At 61.1% G+C, this 18,763-nt stretch carries 13 protein-coding genes; 2 read left to right on the forward strand and 11 right to left on the reverse strand.

What is annotated here, in order from left to right; genetic code table 11:
* Positions 1-17: 17 nt before the first annotated feature.
* The 9 genes from B0G74_RS24895 to B0G74_RS24935 form a co-directional block, all read right to left on the reverse strand.
* Positions 18-725 carry an ABC transporter ATP-binding protein gene (locus B0G74_RS24895; protein WP_132377515.1) on the reverse strand — a complete coding sequence of 236 codons (708 nt, stop codon included), beginning with the start codon at positions 723-725 and terminating at the stop codon, positions 18-20.
* Positions 722-2,584 (reverse strand): branched-chain amino acid ABC transporter ATP-binding protein/permease, encoded by a 1,863-nt coding sequence (locus tag B0G74_RS24900; protein WP_132377516.1) that lies wholly within the window; start codon positions 2,582-2,584, stop codon positions 722-724. The genes B0G74_RS24895 and B0G74_RS24900 overlap by 4 nt, the downstream gene beginning before the upstream one ends.
* Positions 2,577-3,410, reverse strand: a complete 834-nt coding sequence (locus B0G74_RS24905; RefSeq protein ID WP_132377517.1) for a branched-chain amino acid ABC transporter permease — start codon at positions 3,408-3,410, stop codon at positions 2,577-2,579. The genes B0G74_RS24900 and B0G74_RS24905 overlap by 8 nt, the downstream gene beginning before the upstream one ends.
* Positions 3,411-3,485: 75 nt before the next feature.
* Positions 3,486-4,655, reverse strand: coding sequence for a substrate-binding protein (locus B0G74_RS24910; protein WP_132377518.1), 1,170 nt, complete (start codon positions 4,653-4,655; stop codon positions 3,486-3,488).
* Positions 4,656-4,718: 63 nt separating this feature from the next.
* Complete coding sequence (locus B0G74_RS24915; RefSeq protein ID WP_132377519.1) at positions 4,719-5,615, reverse strand: nitrilase family protein; 897 nt, start codon at positions 5,613-5,615, stop codon at positions 4,719-4,721.
* A 361-nt stretch (positions 5,616-5,976) separates the two neighbouring features.
* Complete coding sequence (locus B0G74_RS24920; protein ID WP_132377520.1) at positions 5,977-6,720, reverse strand: BON domain-containing protein; 744 nt, start codon at positions 6,718-6,720, stop codon at positions 5,977-5,979.
* A 65-nt stretch (positions 6,721-6,785) separates the two neighbouring features.
* On the reverse strand, positions 6,786-7,271 hold the full coding sequence (locus B0G74_RS24925; RefSeq protein ID WP_132377521.1) for a YbaK/EbsC family protein: 486 nt from the start codon (positions 7,269-7,271) through the stop codon (positions 6,786-6,788).
* Between the two features lie 249 nt (positions 7,272-7,520).
* Positions 7,521-9,062: a DUF2235 domain-containing protein gene (locus B0G74_RS24930; protein ID WP_165923922.1), complete on the reverse strand. Its 1,542-nt coding sequence runs from the start codon at positions 9,060-9,062 to the stop codon at positions 7,521-7,523.
* Between the two features lie 170 nt (positions 9,063-9,232).
* Positions 9,233-12,298: an acetoacetate--CoA ligase gene (locus B0G74_RS24935; protein ID WP_132377523.1), complete on the reverse strand. Its 3,066-nt coding sequence runs from the start codon at positions 12,296-12,298 to the stop codon at positions 9,233-9,235.
* Between the two features lie 458 nt (positions 12,299-12,756).
* Here B0G74_RS24935 and B0G74_RS24940 point away from each other — a divergent pair, with 458 nt between their 5' ends.
* Complete coding sequence (locus B0G74_RS24940) at positions 12,757-13,980, forward strand: GDSL-type esterase/lipase family protein (RefSeq protein WP_132377524.1); 1,224 nt, start codon at positions 12,757-12,759, stop codon at positions 13,978-13,980.
* Between the two features lie 1,251 nt (positions 13,981-15,231).
* Here the strand turns inward: B0G74_RS24940 and B0G74_RS24945 are convergent.
* Complete coding sequence (locus tag B0G74_RS24945; protein WP_132377525.1) at positions 15,232-16,698, reverse strand: hypothetical protein; 1,467 nt, start codon at positions 16,696-16,698, stop codon at positions 15,232-15,234.
* On the opposite strand from B0G74_RS24945, the gene B0G74_RS24950 reads away from it, so the two are divergent.
* Positions 16,663-16,890: a hypothetical protein gene (locus B0G74_RS24950; protein WP_132377526.1), complete on the forward strand. Its 228-nt coding sequence runs from the start codon at positions 16,663-16,665 to the stop codon at positions 16,888-16,890. The genes B0G74_RS24945 and B0G74_RS24950 overlap by 36 nt on opposite strands.
* A 36-nt stretch (positions 16,891-16,926) precedes the next feature.
* Here the strand turns inward: B0G74_RS24950 and glmS are convergent, their stop codons facing one another.
* Positions 16,927-18,744, reverse strand: a complete 1,818-nt coding sequence (gene glmS / locus B0G74_RS24955; protein ID WP_132377527.1) for a glutamine--fructose-6-phosphate transaminase (isomerizing) — start codon at positions 18,742-18,744, stop codon at positions 16,927-16,929.
* Positions 18,745-18,763: the final 19 nt, after the last annotated feature.

Raw genomic sequence — 18,763 nt, forward strand, 5'->3', positions numbered from 1 at the left:
CATGGTCGTCCCGCATGTTACACACGCAAGTGTTCGAAGATCGATCCCACCGCCGCTTCATCCTTCGCGTTGCCATGCTCGAGGATCTCGCCTTGCTTGAGTACCGCGTAGCGGTCGGCAACCTTCAGCGCAAAGGGAACATTCTGCTCTACCAGCAGCAGCGCCGTGCCGTGCTGGCTGCGTTCCCATAGCAGCGCGTCGGCGAGACGTTCGATCACGGACGGTTGCAACCCTTCCGTAATCTCATCGAGCAAAATGAGCGAAGGACGCATCATGAGCGCGCGCGCCACCAGCAGCATCTTCTGTTCGCCGCCGGAAAGCGTGCCGGCCAATTGCTTCAGACGACTCGCGAACACCGGGAACACCAGCTCGATCCCGGCAAAGCGTTCGTCGAACGCCGATGCCTTCGCGAGCCCAAGACGCAGATTGTCGCGGATGGTGAGGTCCTGAAACAATGCGTGTTCCTGAGGCGCGTAAGCAATGCCTTCTCGCGCGATCTGGTGAGGCGCCATGCGCGTGATTTCTTGCCCCCGCGCACGGATGGCGCCGGCTTGCTTCGGCAGATAGCCCATGATTGTCTTGAGCACCGTCGTCTTGCCCATGCCGTTCTTGCCGAGCAGCGCGACGGCCTCGCCGTCGGCAACGGTCATCGACAACTTGCGGAGCACGACCGAAGCCTTGTACCCGCTCGTCACGTCCTGCAATTCCAGCGCGATCCGGGTCATGACGCCTCCTGTTGTCCGACGTTTTCGCCTGCCGCGGCGCTTTGCGCGGTCCCTGCATAAATCGTTCTGACCAGCTCCGAGTTGACTACCTCGTCGAAGTTGCCTTGCATCACGATACGCCCCTGATGCAGCACCACGATGCGCGTGGCAATCCCGGCCACGAAATCGAGGTCATGTTCCACCAGCAGACAGCAGAGCTGATACTGGTGAGCCAATGCGGCGAGCACATTCCCGATTTGCGTGCGCTCCGTTTTGGTCAAACCCGCCGTGGGCTCGTCGAGCAGCACGATCCGTGGCTCCAGGGCGAGCACCATCGCCAGTTCCAGCGCCTGCTGCTGCCCGTGCGACAGATCCTTCGCCACGGCGCCCAGCCTTTGATCGAGATGAGTGGTACGAAGCACCTCCAGCGCATACGGCGGCAGCGCAAGCGTAGTGGAGCGTCGGAACAGCGATGGCCGTTCAATGATGGTGCCCGCGATTCTCAGGCACTCGGCAACGGTAAGCGTCTCGAAGATATTCGCGTTCTGGAACTTGCGCCCCAACCCGAAATGCACGCATCGGTCCGGCGGCAATTGACGGACATCGTGGCCACACAGCACAACCGTGCCGGCGGAGCGTTCCGCACCATCGCTCATGCAGCGCATGAGCGTCGTTTTGCCGGCGCCGTTCGGGCCGATGAGACCAACCAGCTCACCTCCATTGGCGTTCAGGTCGATGCCTTGCAACACTTTCAGGCTGCCGAAATGCCTGGCAACGCCGTTCATCTGCAGGGCCGGCGCTGACAGCTCCCGTTGATGAGCCACACCTACGTCGCGCTCGACCAGTTCCGGTTCGGCGCCATGACCGGCCAGATGGCGCAATGGCTTTAGCAACAGCGGCACCAGACCTTGCGGCAATAGCACGATGACGGCCACGAACGCGGCGCCCAGGATCAGTTGCCACGCGAATGGCATGCTGCCGCTGAGATAGGCGGTCCCGACATTGATCAGAAGCGCGCCGATCACCGGCCCCCACAACGTTCCTCTGCCGCCGAGCGCGACCCAGATGATCAGTTGGGTGCCGAGGACAAACCCGGCCAGCTCGGGCGCGACCACGCCGCTGAACGATCCGTAGCCGAATCCCGCGAGACCGGCGATGGCTGCGGTCGCAACCAGCAAGGCGATCTTTACGAGCGACGTATTGATGCCGAGGTACGAACAGCGTGATTCGTTGTCGCGAATGGCAGCCAGCACGCGGCCGCCGTCGCTTCGCACGAATAGCCACGCAAGCGTGGCGACGACCAGCAGCGCCGCACCGGCAAGCCAGTACCAGGCCTGCAGCGAAAGATCGAAGGTCTCGTAGCCGGTGAGTCCCGAACTCGAACCGGTCCACGCGCCGCCGGAGAGTAGCAACTGGCTGAGAACGATCGGCAATACGAGCGACATCACAGTCGCGAAAAACGGCGACGCGCCGCGATAGAACGACAACCAGCCGAGCAACGCAGCTACGGCCGCGGTCACCGCGATTGCCGCCCCCAGTGCGAGCACCACATAACCCGCCGAGAAACCACCGTGCGTAAACACGAGACCTGCGGCATAGGCCCCAAGACCGAAGAACGCCGATTGCCCGAACGTCAGATAGCCGGTGTAACCCCACAGAATATCCACGGTCACGGCCACGATGGAAAAGAAGAAAGCCTGAATGAGAACGTTGAGCAGATACGAGCCGAAAACAAGCGGACCGGCGGCCAGCAGAACCACACCCACCCCGCCGGCCATGAGCAGACCGCGTCCGTGAATGGTTGGCCGTTTGCGTGCTTGCCCGTCGCCTTGCACAGTTGGAGCACCGGCACGATGCACCGATTCGTCGACTTTAGCCATGAGAGAACCCCTTGGGACGAATCCGCAACGTGAGCGCCGCCAGCACGGCGATCGTCAATCCGCCCAGTACCGGACTGACGAACGTGCTGACCAGCACCTGGCAAGCGCCGAACACGAGGCACGTCACCAGCAGGCTGAGCATCGAGTGTCCTGAAACCATGACCAGCATGAACGCGCTCACCAGCCACGGCAGCCCCATATCGGGATCGACGCTCGATAGCGGCGTAATGAGCGTGCCGGCGAGGGAACCCAGCGCCGCGCCCAGACTGAAGGTAATGAAACGGATGCGGCCGGAATGAATGCCGAGACCTCGCGCCAGGTCCTCGTTCATGATCACCGCGCGTGTCCTGATGCCAAAGCGCGTTCCCGCGAGAAGCGCGCTCATGAGGACGCACAGACCGAGCGCGATCGGGATCAGCAGCAAACGGTAGGCAGAGTAATCAGTCCCCGCGATAGTGACAGCCCCTTTGAGCGGCGTCTCCACGAACTGCGCCTCGCGGCCAAACGCCATCACGATGAGCTGCCCAATCACGATACCCAGACCCCAGGTGGCGAGGATCGCGTCGAGCGGACGCTTGTAGAGCGGCCGGACGATCACCTGCTCGACGAGCATGCCCACGGCGGTACCCACTACAATCGCGAGTGGCAGCCCGAGCCACGGACTCAGCTTGAGCTGCGTCACGACGAAGCTCGCGTAGGCGCCTATCGTCAGCAGCGCACCATGGGCGAAATTGACGATTTTCATCACGCCGAAAATCACCATCAATCCTGCGGTCACGATGAACAGCACCGCCGCGGTTGTGAAAATATCGAGTGCAAGAACCATTGTCTTCTCCAGTCGCATCCGCCTGTGCGTTGCCTGCGGATATGCATCAGGCGGATGCCGTATTTCGAGTTGCTTCTACTTGATGTTCGGGCACTGCGCGCCCGGGTCCACATTCGGGAAGGTCTGCAGGATCCTCACCGAGCCGTCCGGCTGTATCTGGCCGAGGCGCATGGCAAGAGGCGTGTGCCGGCTCCTGTTCATGGCCACCGGTCCGCGCGGTCCGTCAAACGACACTTGGCCCAGCGCCTTGATCACCTTGTCGGCGTCGGTGGAGCCCGCCTTTTCCACCGCGGCCTTGTACAGGAAGAAGGCTTCGTATTGCGGCTCGGACAACTCGTTCGGCGTCTTTAGATCCTTGCCGAATTTTTTGTCCATCGCAGCGAGAAATTTTTTGTTGCCCGGCGTATCGATGCCCGTCAGGTAGGAGCCCGACATGTACATACCGGCGGCGACGTCGCCCATGCTCTTCGCGGTGCCTTCGTCGATCGCCAGGTTGCCATAAGGCAGCGTCATGCCGGAACCCTTCAGTTGTTTGGCAAGCGACACGTTGGGTGCGCCCCCGGCCGTCGCGCTGATCAGCGCATCAGGGTGAGCCCCACGGATCTTGGAAAGGATCGGCGTCCAGTCGGTGCCGTCGATCGGCAAGTACTCCTCGCCGACTACCTTGCCGCCGTGCTCCTCGATATATTTTCTGGTGAATCCAAGCATGCCGCGGCCAAAAACGTAGTCGTTGCCGACCAGATAGAAGGTCTTGGCGCCCTTGCTTTTCGCGAAATAATCGACCACCGGCGCGACCTGCTGCTCAGGCACCCAGCCGTTCACGTACATCCACGGACTGCACGAACGGCCCTCATAAAACGACGTGTACACCAAAGGCTTCTTGCCGCGCGCCACGATCGGCAGCGCCGCGTTACGCGCGGCGCTCGTTTCCATGGAAATGATCGCGTCGACGTTCTTCTGGAACACCAGCGTGTCGTACGCTTTCTGCGCGCCGACTGCACCGGATGCGTCGTCGGTGATGTCGAGCTGCACCTGGCGGCCCATGATTCCACCCGATGCGTTGATTTCGTCGACGGCGAGTTGCGACGACTGCACGACGGCCGGCGCAACCACACTATTTGCGCCGGACAGTCCCACTGCTACACCGATTCTGATCGGATCGGCGGCGAGTGCGCTGATGCAGGTGCAGGCCGTGGCGAGCGCCACGACTGCGCCGACAAGGATGGGTTTGTTGAACGGAAGCATGGATTTTTTCCTCACAGTGGTCGAATGAAATGCTTGTGCTTCATACAGGTGCGATGGGATGCGTCATGAACGCGACGCAGGCCAGCCGGTGCCCAGCATCGGGTCGTACACGTCCGCGCGCCGGTCGTGCAGCACGTGATTGAAGGTGTTCAGCGTGCGTTCCGAACGGGTGCGCGGCAGATCGATTGAGGCGTACAGGATTTCTTCGCGATCGACACTGGCCGGGCCCGCGACAGGCCATCCGTTACCGCCCACGATCAGGCTCTGGCCGATGAACGGCTGACCGCGCTCCGTGCCGATGCGGTTTGCGCATGCGATTGCCACGCCGTTGCTGTGCGCAGCCGCCATGGTGAGCGTCGTGGCCATGGCGGGACGATCGTCCGGTTGCGCGGGCATCGGCACCCAGTTGGTCGGCACGCAAACGATGTCCGCATCCTGCATCGCGGCAAGCCGGTATGTTTCGGGAAACCACCCGTCGTAGCAGATTGCGATGGCGATTCGTCCCAGCGGCGTATCGAATACTGGAACGCCATGGTTACCCGGCTCGAAGAAGAGATGCTCGTTATTCCACAGATGCAGCTTGCGATAGACGCCGACGTGACCGGCGGGGCCGGTCAGGATTGCTGAGTTGTAGAGTTGGTTGCCAGCGAGTTCGGCGATACCGCTGACGATATGGACACCAAGACGGCGCGCCGTTTCAGCAAGCAGTTGCGCGGTTTCCCCTTGCGGCAACGGTTCGGCCAGCGCGAACGCCTCGGCGCGATCTGTGAACACGTAGCCGGTATTGGCCAGCTCCGGCAACACCACCAGGGACGCACCGTGATCCGCAGCGGCTTCGATGTGCCGGATGCATTGCGCCACGTTCTCGCGCTTTCTGCCGACATGAGGCTCCATCTGAACGCATGCAATGACAAGGCCCTCGAGGCGACGTTCCGTGGAGTTGTACTGCAATGTCACCATTTTGTCTCCCAAAAGCAAAAAGCCCCCGAACCTGCGTTGGACGCGAGTTCGGGGGCTACATAGCCTTCCAAATGTGGCACGGCATCGTTGCCGTGGAACTGCCAAAAACTGACAGTTCAGTGGGAGAGAATTTATGAAGTCAAATTCACGATGTCAAGAGGTTTGGCGGCCTATAGGGAAAGTACTCGCGGGTCGCCCACCATGCCGGCCAGCGTCGCCGCCACAAGGCTCCATGCGTTCCGAAATCCCGCGCCCAGTGCGCCCCTTCCGTCTGGGTGCCGGTGCACTCGATCCGCGGTCTGATCATCTGACGGAGCGTCGCAACGAACGGCCCTTGAACGCACTCATTCCAGGCCTACAGTCAGATCGACGCACGCACCTGGATACGATTGACGACGCCCCCGATCGCATCCATGCACCAGGCGTCCTGTTCCGCTTGCCGGCTTTCGGCTTCGGTCGCCACCCAACCTGCTAGCGTGATCCTGTGGTTTTCCACGTTGACGGTGATCTGCCCGGCGCGCACGCGCGGATCGGTTTCGAGCACCAGGTGCAGGACGTCGGACATTTCATCGTCGCCGTCCGCTTCGGCGGGCACCAACTCCAGCAGGTTCACCACGTCGCGGCAGCCGCCGACCCACCAGGCAGTCACACTCGCCAGGCGCCTGTGAGACAGGCTGATCACTTGCCCCGTCAAGGTCACCACACCGTCCTTGACCGTTATCTCGATGACGCCGCTGCCGTCGTTGCCCGCTTCGTCCATGGTGCCGCGCAGCACTTCGAGCTCGCCCTTCACCCGTGCACAGATCACACAGTTGCGGAAATCCACCGTCTGAGCCAGCCGTTCGCAGATACGTGTGCGCAATTCGCCATCCGCGACCGGCGGGTTGGCGGTGACACGCAACTGGTCGACCACGCGTTTGCCCTCGCTGTGTAGCCGGGTCAACTGAAGAAGGCGCTTCTTGGATGCGACATCCGGCACCTCGCCTGCCACGGTCAAGGCATCGTCGTCGAAACTCATATGAATGGGATGATTGTGAAGCTTCAGGTGTGATTCGCGTTCGAAGGCTGCCACCACCTGCTTCAGGACCGTATCGCTGCGTTGCATGATCCGCCTCGCGCAAAGGTTGGGGACGCAGCGCGCTTCAGGCCGCGCTGCGCAAACCGGGCCGGTCACATCGGCATACCCTGCATGCGACGGGCGAAGCGTGCCCGCTCGGCTCGGTCCATCAGATCCAGGAATTGATCCGTGTCCATATGGATCAGCTCTTCATGATCGCCGGCCTCGAAATAAACGTCCGGCTGCAAGGCGAGGCTCTCGTCAAGATAGGTTTGCATGCCATAGGCCGTACAGACCGGCGGGAGCGCTCCCGCGTCGCAATCCTTGAACAACTCCCGCAGATCGGTCTCTTTGGCGAGCACGAGATGGCGTCCGGTCTTTGCCCAAAGCTCGGAGAGCCGCACGGCGTAGGTCGATGGCAGCACGGTGGCCACATAGCCGTGTTCGTCTTCAAAAAGCACTGTCTTGGCGAGGCGATCGCCGGGAATATGCGCTGCCGCCGCGGTTTCAACGCTGGAATGGCTGTATGGATGATGCACGATTTCGTACTGCGAGCCCTTGCTGCGCAGGCAGTCCTGGAGCGTGGCTGAGATTGACATGACACACCTCCGCTGAAAGCAAACAGGAAACTACTTCGCGAGATCCTTTAAGAATAGTTCGCTTTCGCTAGCGTGTGAAAAACATGCCGACGGCAGCGCCGTGACTGCGCGGGCGCGACAGTGAATGGGACGGTTACCTCATATGGCATATGGCCCACCGCCGCCATGATAGGTAACGCCGCCGAAGGTTTCATCGGCCGCCGCGGTGGGCAAGGGCCAGGTCACTGATTCAGTTCAATGCCTGACGCGTCACGATGGTTGACCCGCGCCGGAACCTCCGGGCGCTGTTGCGGGTGCGGTCAAGTCATCAGCCGCCGCATGGCTAGCCGGCATGCCGCCTGATTGGGTTATTTCAACCCGCAGACTTCCTTGATTATTCCAGTACGCCCAGCTGGCATCGTTGGCGAAGCAATACAGGTACCCCGAGTAGGGAGCCTTGATCTCCACTTCCCTACCAATCCTGAAGTAGAAGGGTTCAGGCGGCACGCCTGTCCTGCCCGGTTGTCCTGGATGTGAGATTGCACCGCAGAGTTCGAACCAGTTCGCTTCCCTGACCCGCCTCGCCCACGCAAACAGGTGTTGCATCCAGTTACCCGGCGTTCCTTGCGCGCCGGATGGAGTGTCCCCATTCAGCCACGCTTGCCCTTCAGGCACCTTGAACCGGTAGCTCGTCCCTTCCTTCATGAAAATACCTGTCCAATTCCACAACGAACTGGCGAAAACCCGCACCTGAACCGCCGACGCAGGGTCTATGTTCGGTCGATAGGGAGCCTGAAAGATTGGCGGACCAACCTGCCGTTTCAATGTCAGATCCGATATCGATTCAGAACATCTTCGTGAACCCTTCGCCAGATATGGAAAGGATCGAGGGCGAAAGCCGATTCTCCTGTAAAAGCCGGTGAGCGAATTGTGAAGCACGCCATGTATTGCCGATGGCGACAACTGGTCCGCATGGGCTAACTGCTTCAACATATCGGGCTCAAACACCGCGCCGCACTGCGCGGCCTCGGAGATCATCCATTTGAGCGTGGCATCGGAAAGGCCTGTCTCTTTGTAGCCGCCCCCAACGTCAGCATGCACGCCAGGAAACCACACTTGCGTCACGCGAGCCAGGTCGCAACCATCCGAGTCCATCCACAACGTTGGAGAGAAGTTGTTCCGCTGCTCATCGATTGCGAGGGCATGTACCGCGCGTTCAACTTCCGGCGGGAGCCTCGTGTCATGAAATTCATAGCGCTTTCTGCCGAACCCGAATATGTCCACAATTTCCGGGATGCCGAGCGCGCCCACCGTCTCCCACACCCCCAGGAAACGAATGGGTGGAGGTTTGCCATGCTCGATGCGGAACCGTTCCTGCCGGCTGACGCTTTCCGGTATTTTCGGGTCGAGCCGGTAGAGGTTCCATGCTTGCGTCACCAGCGTCCAGCTTGCCTCGTGAGGAAGTCCGCAGTGGTGAAGCATGCCGACCAGGCTTCGAGCCGTGAACGCGCCACGCGAGAAGCCGATGACAAAGATTTCGGAGCCTTCTTCGTAGTGATCGGACAGCCACTTGTACGCGGTTCGAATGTCGCGGGAGAGGCCTAGTCCTAGCGCGCCATCCACGAGGCGACGCACCCGGCCTTCGTTAGCGCCAATGCCGACGTGATAATACCGGAGCTGCTCGACGCCATCGTCGCCGCGCTCACGCAATGCGTTGAAAAAACGCACGACATTGGTTGGTACGGGCACTCCCTGAAACTCGTCGCTCTCCGAGTTCCATGTGCCGTCACAGCAAACGAAGAGTCTCTTCATGTTTGCGGCCCTGCTCGTCCGGCGCGATTCTGATACGAAAGCATGACCCGGCATGTCGGGAAACGAAAGGTGCGCCCCGTTTGCCTTCACGGCGATTCACGCGCAGCCCGGCCTTTCCGCCTGGCCCTGGTGGTTGACACCAGCATGATATTGAACCACGTCCCGGCTCGCTACGCGCCGGCCAGTCTGCGCGCGAGCGTATCCGCCACCGTTGCGAGGTTCGGCTCGACGACGAGATCGGTATGCGCGCCGTCGATGTTCTTCACCAGCAGGCCATTCCTCGCGACGCGCTGCCAGGCCGGCAGCGGATCGCCCTGCCCGCCTTCCCTGACGGACGCGCGCACGTAGACAATCGGGCTGCCGAGATAGCGGCGCGGACGATACGTCGCCATCGCGACGCGCATCGACTCGCGTACCTGCCGCAGTACCGGCGGCAGGCCCTGCGTATCGGCTGCCGGCCTGGAAGCCATCTTGCCGAGCCGCATGCGAATCCGGTCGGCGGCTCCGGACACCCTGTCCTTCAGATAGGCAAGGCGACCGCTTGCGGAAAGCGCACGGAACGCTTGCACGCGCTTCGCCATGACCTCGCACTGGAAGCCGAACCACGCATGCAGCGGCAAATAGCGTTCATCGACGTAGGTATCGAGCAGACACAGCAACTCGATCTTCTCGCCCGCCGCGACAAGCTGCTGCGCTATCTCGAACGCGACTAGCCCGCCAAACGAATAGCCGACCAGCGCATACGGACCGCTCGGCTGCACCGCGCGAATCTGCTCGACATAGACACTCGCCATCTCCTCGACGCGCCGCTGCGGCTCCTGGTCGCCATCGAGCCCGCGTGCCTGCAGGCCGTACACAGGCCGCTCGCTTTCCAGCGTGCCGGCCAGCGTCAGGCACTCCATCACCGAGCCCGTGATGCTATGAAGCATGAAGACAGGCCGCCCGCGCCCCGCACGCATCGGCACGACGTTGGGATGCGCGCCCTGCACGCCTTCTCCCGCGATGACGGCCGCGAGCCGCGCAATAGTCGGCGCGATGATGAGCGTCGCAAGCGGCAGGGTTCGGCCGGTTGCCAGCCTTATTTCGGCGAGCATCTGTGCGCCGAGCAGCGAATGGCCGCCGAGTTCAAAGAAGTTGTCGTCGAGACCGACCGGCGAGAAGCTGAAAAGCTGCTCCCAGAGCGCGCATAGATAGACTTCCACCTGCTCGGCCGATTCGCCGGGTTCCGGCAACTCGCGACGTGTGCGGGCAAGCGCGGGATGCGCGCTGATATTCTCGACGCATCCGGGGTTCGCCAGCGACGACAGGTTGCGCACCGGCAGCCCGTTCACCGCATCGCGCGCGGCCGCCTCCGATGCCTTGCCGTTATGCGTGACGGGCAGCGCTTCGACTTCGGCGATCACGTCCGGCACGAGCGCCGCCGAACCCTGCAGCATCAACTCACGCCGCACGCGCGAAGCGAGTGCCGCGCTCATCTTCGCGCCCCTGCGCAACACGAGCAGCAGCACGACGCGCTGGCCTGATCCGCTCGCGTCATGGGCAGTCTGCGCGACGACCATCGACTGATTGATCTCGCCAATACTGCTGACAATGCGGTAAATCTCACCGGGGCTCACGTTGATGCCGCGCACATTCAGCACGCCGTCGCTGCGTCCATGCAGGCGCGCCGATCCCTGCGCCGAAAACTCGATGATGTCGCCGTGCGTCCACACGCCCGGGTTCGCCTTGAAATAGGCGGAGTGAAAGCGGGCGCCGTCCGCGTCGCCGAAGAAGCCAAGCGGGCGCGACGGAAACGGATTGACGCACACCAGTTCGCCGGTCATGGAGGTGAGTGCGCCCTCGTTCCACGCCTGCACATCGAGGCCGAGACTCCTGCACTGTGCTTCGCCTGCATAAACCGGTAGATTCGGGTTGCCGAGCACGAAGCAGCCGATGATATCGGTGCCTCCTGAAATCGACTGGAGCTGCAGCGGCTTGACGTAGGAGCGCACCCATTCGAACTGCGAGTCGTAGAGCACGGCGCCCGTCGACATCATCGCACGCAGCGCATCCAGCCCGAACTGCTCGCCAGGTTTCAGGCCCGAGTCCTCGCACATCTTCAGATAGGCGGGACTCGTGCCGAACACGGTCACGCGTTCATCGGCGACCAGCCGCCAAAGTGTGTCGACTTCCGTAACCGGTCCGTCGTACGTGACGATCTCGGCGCCCGAGGCCAGCACCGACAACTGCCAGTTCCACATCATCCACGAACAACTCGTGTGAAAGTACAGCTTGTCGCCCGGACCCAGGTCGCTGTGCAACTGATGCTCTTTCAGATGTTCGAGCAATGTGCCGCCGGCGCCGTGCACGATGCACTTGGGCTTTCCCGTCGTGCCCGACGAGAACATGATGAAAAGCGGATGATTGAACGGAAAATGCCGCCATTCGAACCGTGCTGCGTCACCGTGAACGATGAGATCGCGCAGCGAGTGCTGAGGCTGGCTGACCGTGCTCGGCAGCGGCGTTTCATCCAGACAGATGACGTGGGTGAGCGTCGGCAATGCCGCGGCCACCGCGGCGACGTGCGCGGCGATCGAGCCAGCCGTATCGAATGAGCGCTGCGTCGTGTGCGCAAACAGCATGCGTGGCTCGAGCGGCTCGAAGCGGTCGAGGATCGCCTGCACGCCAGTCTCAGGCGCCGCGGTGGATAGCGTCGCGCCAACCGCCGTCACCGCGAGCGCCGTGATGATGGCCTGCGCGTCATTTCGCATCATCGCGACCACGCGGTCGCCCGGACGCAAACCGAGTTCGCTGAGCGAATAGGCAAGGCGTGCGACCCGGTCGCGCAGATCGCCGCGCGTCATCGTTTCGCGGCGGCCATCGGCATAACGCGCAGTGAGTGCCGGCGAGTCGTCCGGCGCGATCCTTCGCCCAAGAACGCTTTGGGCGTAATTCAGTTCGACATGCGGAAAGAAAAGCGCGGTCTCGCATTCGTCGCCGATGCAGGCCGTCTCCATGCTACCGCCCCATTCCATTCCTCCGGTCCACTGCAGAAAGCACTGCCAGAAGCGGCGGAATTCGCGCGTCGAATAGGCATGCAGTTCTGGATAGTCCGCGAAACGCTCGCCGGTGAAATTCTCCAGCGCCGCAGTGAAGCGTGACATGCGCGATTGAGCGACGCGCTCCGGCAAGTTCTGAAATAGGGGTTCGCGCGCATACATGCGTATGCTCGCCCCGACGACCCTCTCGTGATTCATCCGCGCACCCGTATTGGAACAAAGCTTTATAAGTATTTATCTGTCTGCCGGCAGGCGCCGGCGACCAGTCGCATTCCGACAATGCCTTGTGCTTGAACATGAGCACCGTCCCCTCGCAAACAGATTACTGCGCGAGGCAACGATGCTATGTGCGACCTCACACAAAATTACATGCGTCGCAAAGAACGTCTCGCGGCACGATGCTTTAAATACCGATTTGTTGCGAGCAGACGAATCTAATTCTCGCGCCGCTTTGCGCTGTGTTATCTAGCGTACCGAACGCCCGCGCAAAGCACGCTCCAATCGACCGGAAACCATCAAACTGGAAAGAGGATCAGGCTCATGCGCTGCACGATAAGAACATTGGGCGGTGCGTTTGCAAAAGAGATTGCAATATCCGTTCTTCGCCACGCGGCCGGCTTCGTGGCCCCTCTTCGGCCGTCCACGAGGGGAAGAATGTGAAACGATGGATTCCAGCGCTTCTAAAAGCGGTCGTGGTCATCTCCATCGCGCTGCCTGATGCAACCCGCTATCGTGCGCAAGGGATCGGGACGTCCGCACCCTGGATAGGCACGTGGTCAGTTTCGCCATCCATTACGGACGATGACGGCTTCAATAATCAGACGTTGCGGCAGATCGTGCGCACCAGCATCGGCGGAACATCCGCGCGAATCCATCTGTCGAATCTATTCGGCTCCGAGCCCCTGGTAATCGGCGAAGCTCAAATCGCGCGGCGCGCGCAAGGTCAAAAAACGGTGGCCGGCAGCGACCGCGCCGTCACGTTCGGCGGCCAGCGGAACGTCACGATTCCCGTGGGCGCTTCGGTCGTGAGCGACCCGATCGCGTTCGAGGTCCCTCCGCTTGCCGATGTCGCCATCAGCCTCTATCTCCCCGTGCGGACCCCGCCGCGTTCGACGGGCCACGTCGATGGCCTGCAAGACCTGTATATTGCCGCTGGAGACGTGGGCGCCGACCCGGCCTTTACCGGCGGGACCACAATCTCCCCAGGCGGCCAGTCCTACTATTTCTTGACGAATCTCGACGTGCAGAACGAGGCGGCGACGGGCGCGATCGTCACGTTTGGCGCCTCCATAACCGACGGCCTCATATCGAGTGTCAATGGCAACCGGCGCTGGCCCAATCGCCTCGCGATACGGCTGCAACAGGCCGGAATGACGGTGGGCGTGCTCAACCAGGGCATCAGCGGCAATAACTTCTTCACGAATAGCGCCGGCCAGGCTGGTCTCAGACGCTTCGGTCGCGACGTGCTCCAGCAACCGGGTGCGAAATGGGTGGTCATCTCGGACGATGCAATCAACAATCTGAATACCGACAGACCTTCCACGGCTCCCCAGTTGATCAGCGCATTGCGACAGCTCGTCGAGCGGGCGCATCGCGCCGACATCAAGGCAATCTGCTCCACGCTGACGCCGTTTGGCGCGACGGACAGCATCGAAGCTGCGCGTCAGGACGTGAACGCATTCATCCTGAGTTCGACTAGCGGCTGCGATGCGGTACTCGATCAGGCGAAGGCAGTCAGCGACCCCGCCAATCCCGCTGTTTTACTGCCGGCCTATAACAGCGGCGATAACCTCCATCCAAACGAAGCGGGCTTGCAAGCAATCGCCAACGCGTTAGATCTGGATGCTCTGACGGCCGGGTCGCCCATTCAGGCGCCGTAAGCGTGCGGTCAGAGGATCGCGTTCCGCGAGAACGACTTCACCGCAACATGCGAGCCGAAGGCCGTCTGACGGTTGTGCAGGCAAACTCATTTACGCAACCATCTTCGACGTCCGTTCGGCTTTCGTGCTCCAGCATTGTGCTTTGACATCTTCTTTTTGTCGGACGTAGATAACAGGACGTCCACTACCGCCAGCAACGAGAGCACGACAACCGCGACGAAAACAACCGTCCCGATGATGCCCAAAAGAGTCATATGACCTCCGTGAGTCAAGGGCAAGCGCGGATCGATGCAGGCTTTACCAATCCCAGGGTTTGCAATCTAATCACATGTCATTGCGCATGCGGACGTTGTTGGCACATCCGGGTGCCACACCCGATTAGCTAGCTCAACCCTGCCTTTCCTATAACGCTCCATTAAGTTGTTAGCAAGACACGCGATACCCGCGCCGCACCCCTGAACGGCTGGCAGGCAATGGCGCCCGGAGCGGTTCAGCGGCGACGACGAGTTCTGCACTGTACCTCACCTGCCCGCGTCCGTTAAGCCGCAGCAAGAATCCCATGGCTGGGAATATGACCACGGCGGCGTTCATCGCGCCTGGATCACTGCCCATTAGCCGGGTTGCTTATTGTCCGCGTATTCCCGCGCAGTTTGATTTGAGTGTGCGCAGCGCCGCAGAAGAGGCGTGCCTTTAGCTCCAACATCGCCATCAAATACATTAAAAGAAGGGGGACCAAAATGGCGATCGGTAAATATACGGCACCAGGTTGAATCGCCTGGATTGAACGCTCCACAGTCGTTCGCGCCCATCAATCGATTCCAATAAAGCAGGCTCGCCATGACCACATTAACCACAATTATTCTAATAGTTTCAGTATGGCTCTTCGTCGTACTCTTCCTTTGCGCGCTGGTTCACAACGGCGCAATACGGGAGCGAGAGGAATATGAAAGGCCGCTCGCAAGCAGGAAGAGGAAGGCTCAAGCACGGCGTCCGGTTACCCGCGACGATGCCGATAGCGCTCACGCAGACTCGCCCGAGATTCATGGGCCGTCCGGACGAAAGAGAACGCCGTGATAGGGAAGGATGTGAATTCTGACAGCCCCGGCGTCACGCGGGGCTGTTTGCTTAAATAGCCCCGCATGCAAGATTCGCTGAGTGCCGTCTACGACTCTGCTTGATGACTCGCCATCGCCAAGGCGTTGTGCAGTCTGCCGAGATGCAGTATCGAGAGGGGATTTATACTGCGGTGAGTCACAATTTACCGCGCGTTTTCATCCCGTCGATGAGAGTCAATCTCCCCGCCCGGTTGAACGTATGCACGCGATCTATGCTTGCGTCCCAGTTGGCTTCTATCCGGCTGGCCGGCGTCTCCTTGTAGGTCGTCTCGTCGATTACGTCGATACGCTGAAACGACAATGCGCGCCCGTATTTGCCGCTGCAATCCTGCGCGGGCCGATACCACTGCCCCTGGTGCTCGAAAATGTTCCCGGCGGGGCGGGCAGTTCTGATATCCGATACGATCGGGTTGCACGGATGAGGATGCCAGTCCTGCGTCAACAGCGAATCGGACCAGAACAGAAACAACTCGTCGGACAGCGGTGCGTGCTCGTTTTCCCGCATGCAGGCGAACAGCCAATACTTGCCGTCGTGACGCCAGATCGTGGTGTCGACGGCCATGACGTCGTCCATCAGGTTCATGACGTGTTCCCATTGATCCGGGAACCGCGTGCACCGGTAAATCTCGATGGCCTTGCTCTCGTTCGTCTCCGGAATCATGTAGAGCTCACCGCCCTCCTCCAGCATGAAAGGATAAGACAGGTGATACGGCCGCTCCAGAATCTTCACAGGAGGCAAGATCGGTTGATCGTTTGCATCGAAACGGATAACCGAAAGATGACCCCTGTTCTTCGAGTATTCGAGTTCTTCGAGGAACACCGCATACTCTCCATGTCTTTCGACGACAAACGGGTCTGCCCAGAAACGGTCCTTGGGAGGCACCAGTTGCTTGAATTCGAAAAGACGGTCAGGGAGATGACCGTTCTCGCCGAAGTGATACAGCAGCATCCACTGTTCGAACTTGCGCAGTCCGCTTGCCTTCTTTGCGACGGTGCGCGCCAACAACTGGCCGATGAACTTGCCATAGGATCCGCTGGTCGGCTCGGCGATCTTCTCTCCGGAATAGAACGCCGGCGGCGTACCAGCCTTCGTGTATTTCAGCCTGAAGTTTTCCTCGCCGATCTGCCTAAGCTCGCGCAACCTTCTCGGCGCGAACGAAAGCGTCTTCCAGTAGCAGTGGCTGCGATTCCTGTGAATCGACACCGGGTAGGTCATCGACCAGGATCTCTGCAGCGTGTGCGGACGTTCGCCCGCGCGGATCTGAAACTGCAAGGCGGACGCCGTCGTTGTGCGGTCGAGAAGAATGTCCCACACGCCGACGGGCCCATCACGTTCGACAACCTCATCACCATGCCGATACGACCAGATGCCGCAAGAAGCCGTGTCGAAGATCTCGCCGCAAGGGCGCAGCGAGCCCAGCCGCAAGAATACGGTGATGCCATAGGCGGCGATGTTCGCGAGGTCGCGAGCATCTAAGTGATCCCCGCATTCCCTGCTCTCCATCTCGACATTCAAGGTCGGGATTCCCGGCAGCGTCGAGACCAGCGGCTCGGTCCTGAACGCGTCATGTCCAACCTTGACGAGCCGCTTGTCGAGCGCCATCCACAGCGACAACAGCCACGGAGCGGCCTGCGCAGCGATCTTCTTTTCCGGCCGCTGTTTATACGCATATTTGACGACAAGGGCGACCTCCATGCCCTCCTCCGTGGCAATCTGACCGAGCATGTGATTCACCCAGGCCGGCAACGCAATGTCGTCGACGAGAACCCCGACCTTTATCTTGTTCATCGCTGATTGTCTTCGTAGATCAATATGCATGTGCCCCGCGCGTCATTCCACCGTCACCGATTTCGCGAGGTTGCGCGGCTTGTCGACGTCGGTCCCTCGCGTGCACGCCGTGTGATACGCGAGCAATTGCAAAGGCAGCACGTGCAGGATCGGCGACAACGCCCCGTAGTACTCGGGCATCTGGATGACGCGCAGCCCTTCCTCGTTTGACAGGTTCGCATCGGCATCGGCGAAGACGTACACCTGGCCTCTGCGCGCACGAACCTCCTGAATGTTCGACTTGAGCTTCTCCAGCAAGCCGTCGTTCGGCGCGGTCACGACGACCGGCATCGCATCGGTCACGAGCGCAAGCGGTCCGTGCTTCAGTTCACCGGCGGGATAGCCCTCGGCGTGAATGTACGAAATTTCCTTGAGCTTTAACGCGCCTTCCAGCGCGATTGGGAAGTGCGCCCCGCGGCCGAGGAAGATCGCGCTGTCCGTGCGCGCAATCTCGTGCGCCCACGCGATGATCTGCGGTTCGCGCGCAAGCACGCCCTGCAGCGCCGTGGAGAGGCCCGAGAGCTGCGAGCGATAGTTCGCTTCCTGCTGGTCGTCAACGTACCCGCGTGAGCGGCCGAGCGTCACCGCGAGAACGAACAGCGCCACGAGTTGCGTGGTAAAGGCCTTGGTCGATGCGACGCCGATCTCGGGCCCGGCTTGCGTGATGAACGACCAGCGCGACTGTCGCACGATCGCGCTCGTCGCCACGTTGCAGATGGCGAGCGTGTGTTCCTGACCCAGCGATTGCGCATGGATCAGCGCACCCAGTGTGTCGGCGGTCTCGCCCGATTGCGAAACGGGCACCACGAGCGTGTTCTTGCCCGCGATCGTCTCGCCGTATCGGTATTCACTGGATATCTCGACCTGGGTCGGAATCTTCGCGATCGATTCGAACCACGCCTTGGCGGTCATCGCGGAATAGTGACTCGTACCGCAGCCGAGCAGCAGGATGCGGTCGATCTGTGCGAATGCGTTCGGATCGGTTGCGCCGAAGAGCGTGGCGTCGAACGCGCTGTTGCGGGGGAACGTTTTCGACACAGCGAGCGGCTGCTCGAAAATTTCCTTTTGCATGAAGTGACGGTACGGCCCGAGCGCTGCCTCGGTGGGCGGGTGGCGCAACGTGCGCGCCTCGCGCACGACCGGCTCGCCATCGCGGTTCATGATGCGAGTGCCGCTGCGGGAGAGATCGGCGATGTCGCCGTCCTGCAGGAACACGAACCGGTCGGTGACATCGGACAGCGCAAGCGGGTCCGACGCAAGAAACGATTCCTTGCCGTTTATCCCGATCACGAGCGGCGAGCCATATCGCGCGCCCACCACGCGTTCCGGTTCGGCTTTGCAGAAGACGGCGATCGCATAGGCGCCGCGCAGTTCGCTTACCGCGCGACGCACCGCATCCGCCAGATCACCCTGGTAGCAACTGTGAATCAGGTGAGCGATCACCTCTGTGTCCGTCTGGCTCGCGAATTCATAGCCCGCGCGGCTCAGTTTGATTTTCAGCGCCTCGAAGTTCTCGATGATGCCGTTGTGAACGATCGCGACCTCGTTCTTCGAGAAGATGGGATGCGCGTTCTGGGTCGCCGGCGCACCGTGCGTGGCCCAACGCGTGTGCGCGATGCCCGTCGCGCCTTCGAGGCCCATCTCGCGGACCTCGGCATCCAGGGAGCGAACCCGCGTCAGACTGCGCACGCGGTGTGGCGCGCCGTCCCGAAGCACCGCCACTCCGCAGGAGTCATAGCCACGGTATTCCAGCCGCCGCAGGCCTTCGAGCAATACCGGAACGACATTGCGTTCCGCGATCCCCGCCACGATTCCACACATATTCCCCTCCGATGGTTTA

The organism is Paraburkholderia sp. BL9I2N2 (assembly GCF_004339745.1).
GTDB lineage: Bacteria > Pseudomonadota > Gammaproteobacteria > Burkholderiales > Burkholderiaceae > Paraburkholderia.

Bases quoted from the DNA above. Each gene is read 5' to 3' on its own strand.
- B0G74_RS24945 (WP_132377525.1), bottom strand. From the start codon at position 16,698: ATGGCGCTCGACAAGCGGCTCGTCAAGGTTGGACATGACGCGTTCAGG.
- B0G74_RS24920 (WP_132377520.1), bottom strand. From the start codon at position 6,720: ATGCAACGCAGCGATACGGTCCTGAAGCAGGTGGTGGCAGCCTTCGAA.
- B0G74_RS24915 (WP_132377519.1), bottom strand. From the start codon at position 5,615: ATGGTGACATTGCAGTACAACTCCACGGAACGTCGCCTCGAGGGCCTT.
- B0G74_RS24925 (WP_132377521.1), bottom strand. From the start codon at position 7,271: ATGTCAATCTCAGCCACGCTCCAGGACTGCCTGCGCAGCAAGGGCTCG.
- glmS (WP_132377527.1), bottom strand. From the start codon at position 18,744: ATGTGTGGAATCGTGGCGGGGATCGCGGAACGCAATGTCGTTCCGGTA.
- B0G74_RS24900 (WP_132377516.1), bottom strand. From the start codon at position 2,584: ATGGCTAAAGTCGACGAATCGGTGCATCGTGCCGGTGCTCCAACTGTG.
- B0G74_RS24895 (WP_132377515.1), bottom strand. From the start codon at position 725: ATGACCCGGATCGCGCTGGAATTGCAGGACGTGACGAGCGGGTACAAG.
- B0G74_RS24910 (WP_132377518.1), bottom strand. From the start codon at position 4,655: ATGCTTCCGTTCAACAAACCCATCCTTGTCGGCGCAGTCGTGGCGCTC.
- B0G74_RS24950 (WP_132377526.1), top strand. From the start codon at position 16,663: ATGTCCAACCTTGACGAGCCGCTTGTCGAGCGCCATCCACAGCGACAA.
- B0G74_RS24930 (WP_165923922.1), bottom strand. From the start codon at position 9,062: ATGAAGAGACTCTTCGTTTGCTGTGACGGCACATGGAACTCGGAGAGC.
- B0G74_RS24905 (WP_132377517.1), bottom strand. From the start codon at position 3,410: ATGGTTCTTGCACTCGATATTTTCACAACCGCGGCGGTGCTGTTCATC.
- B0G74_RS24935 (WP_132377523.1), bottom strand. From the start codon at position 12,298: ATGAATCACGAGAGGGTCGTCGGGGCGAGCATACGCATGTATGCGCGC.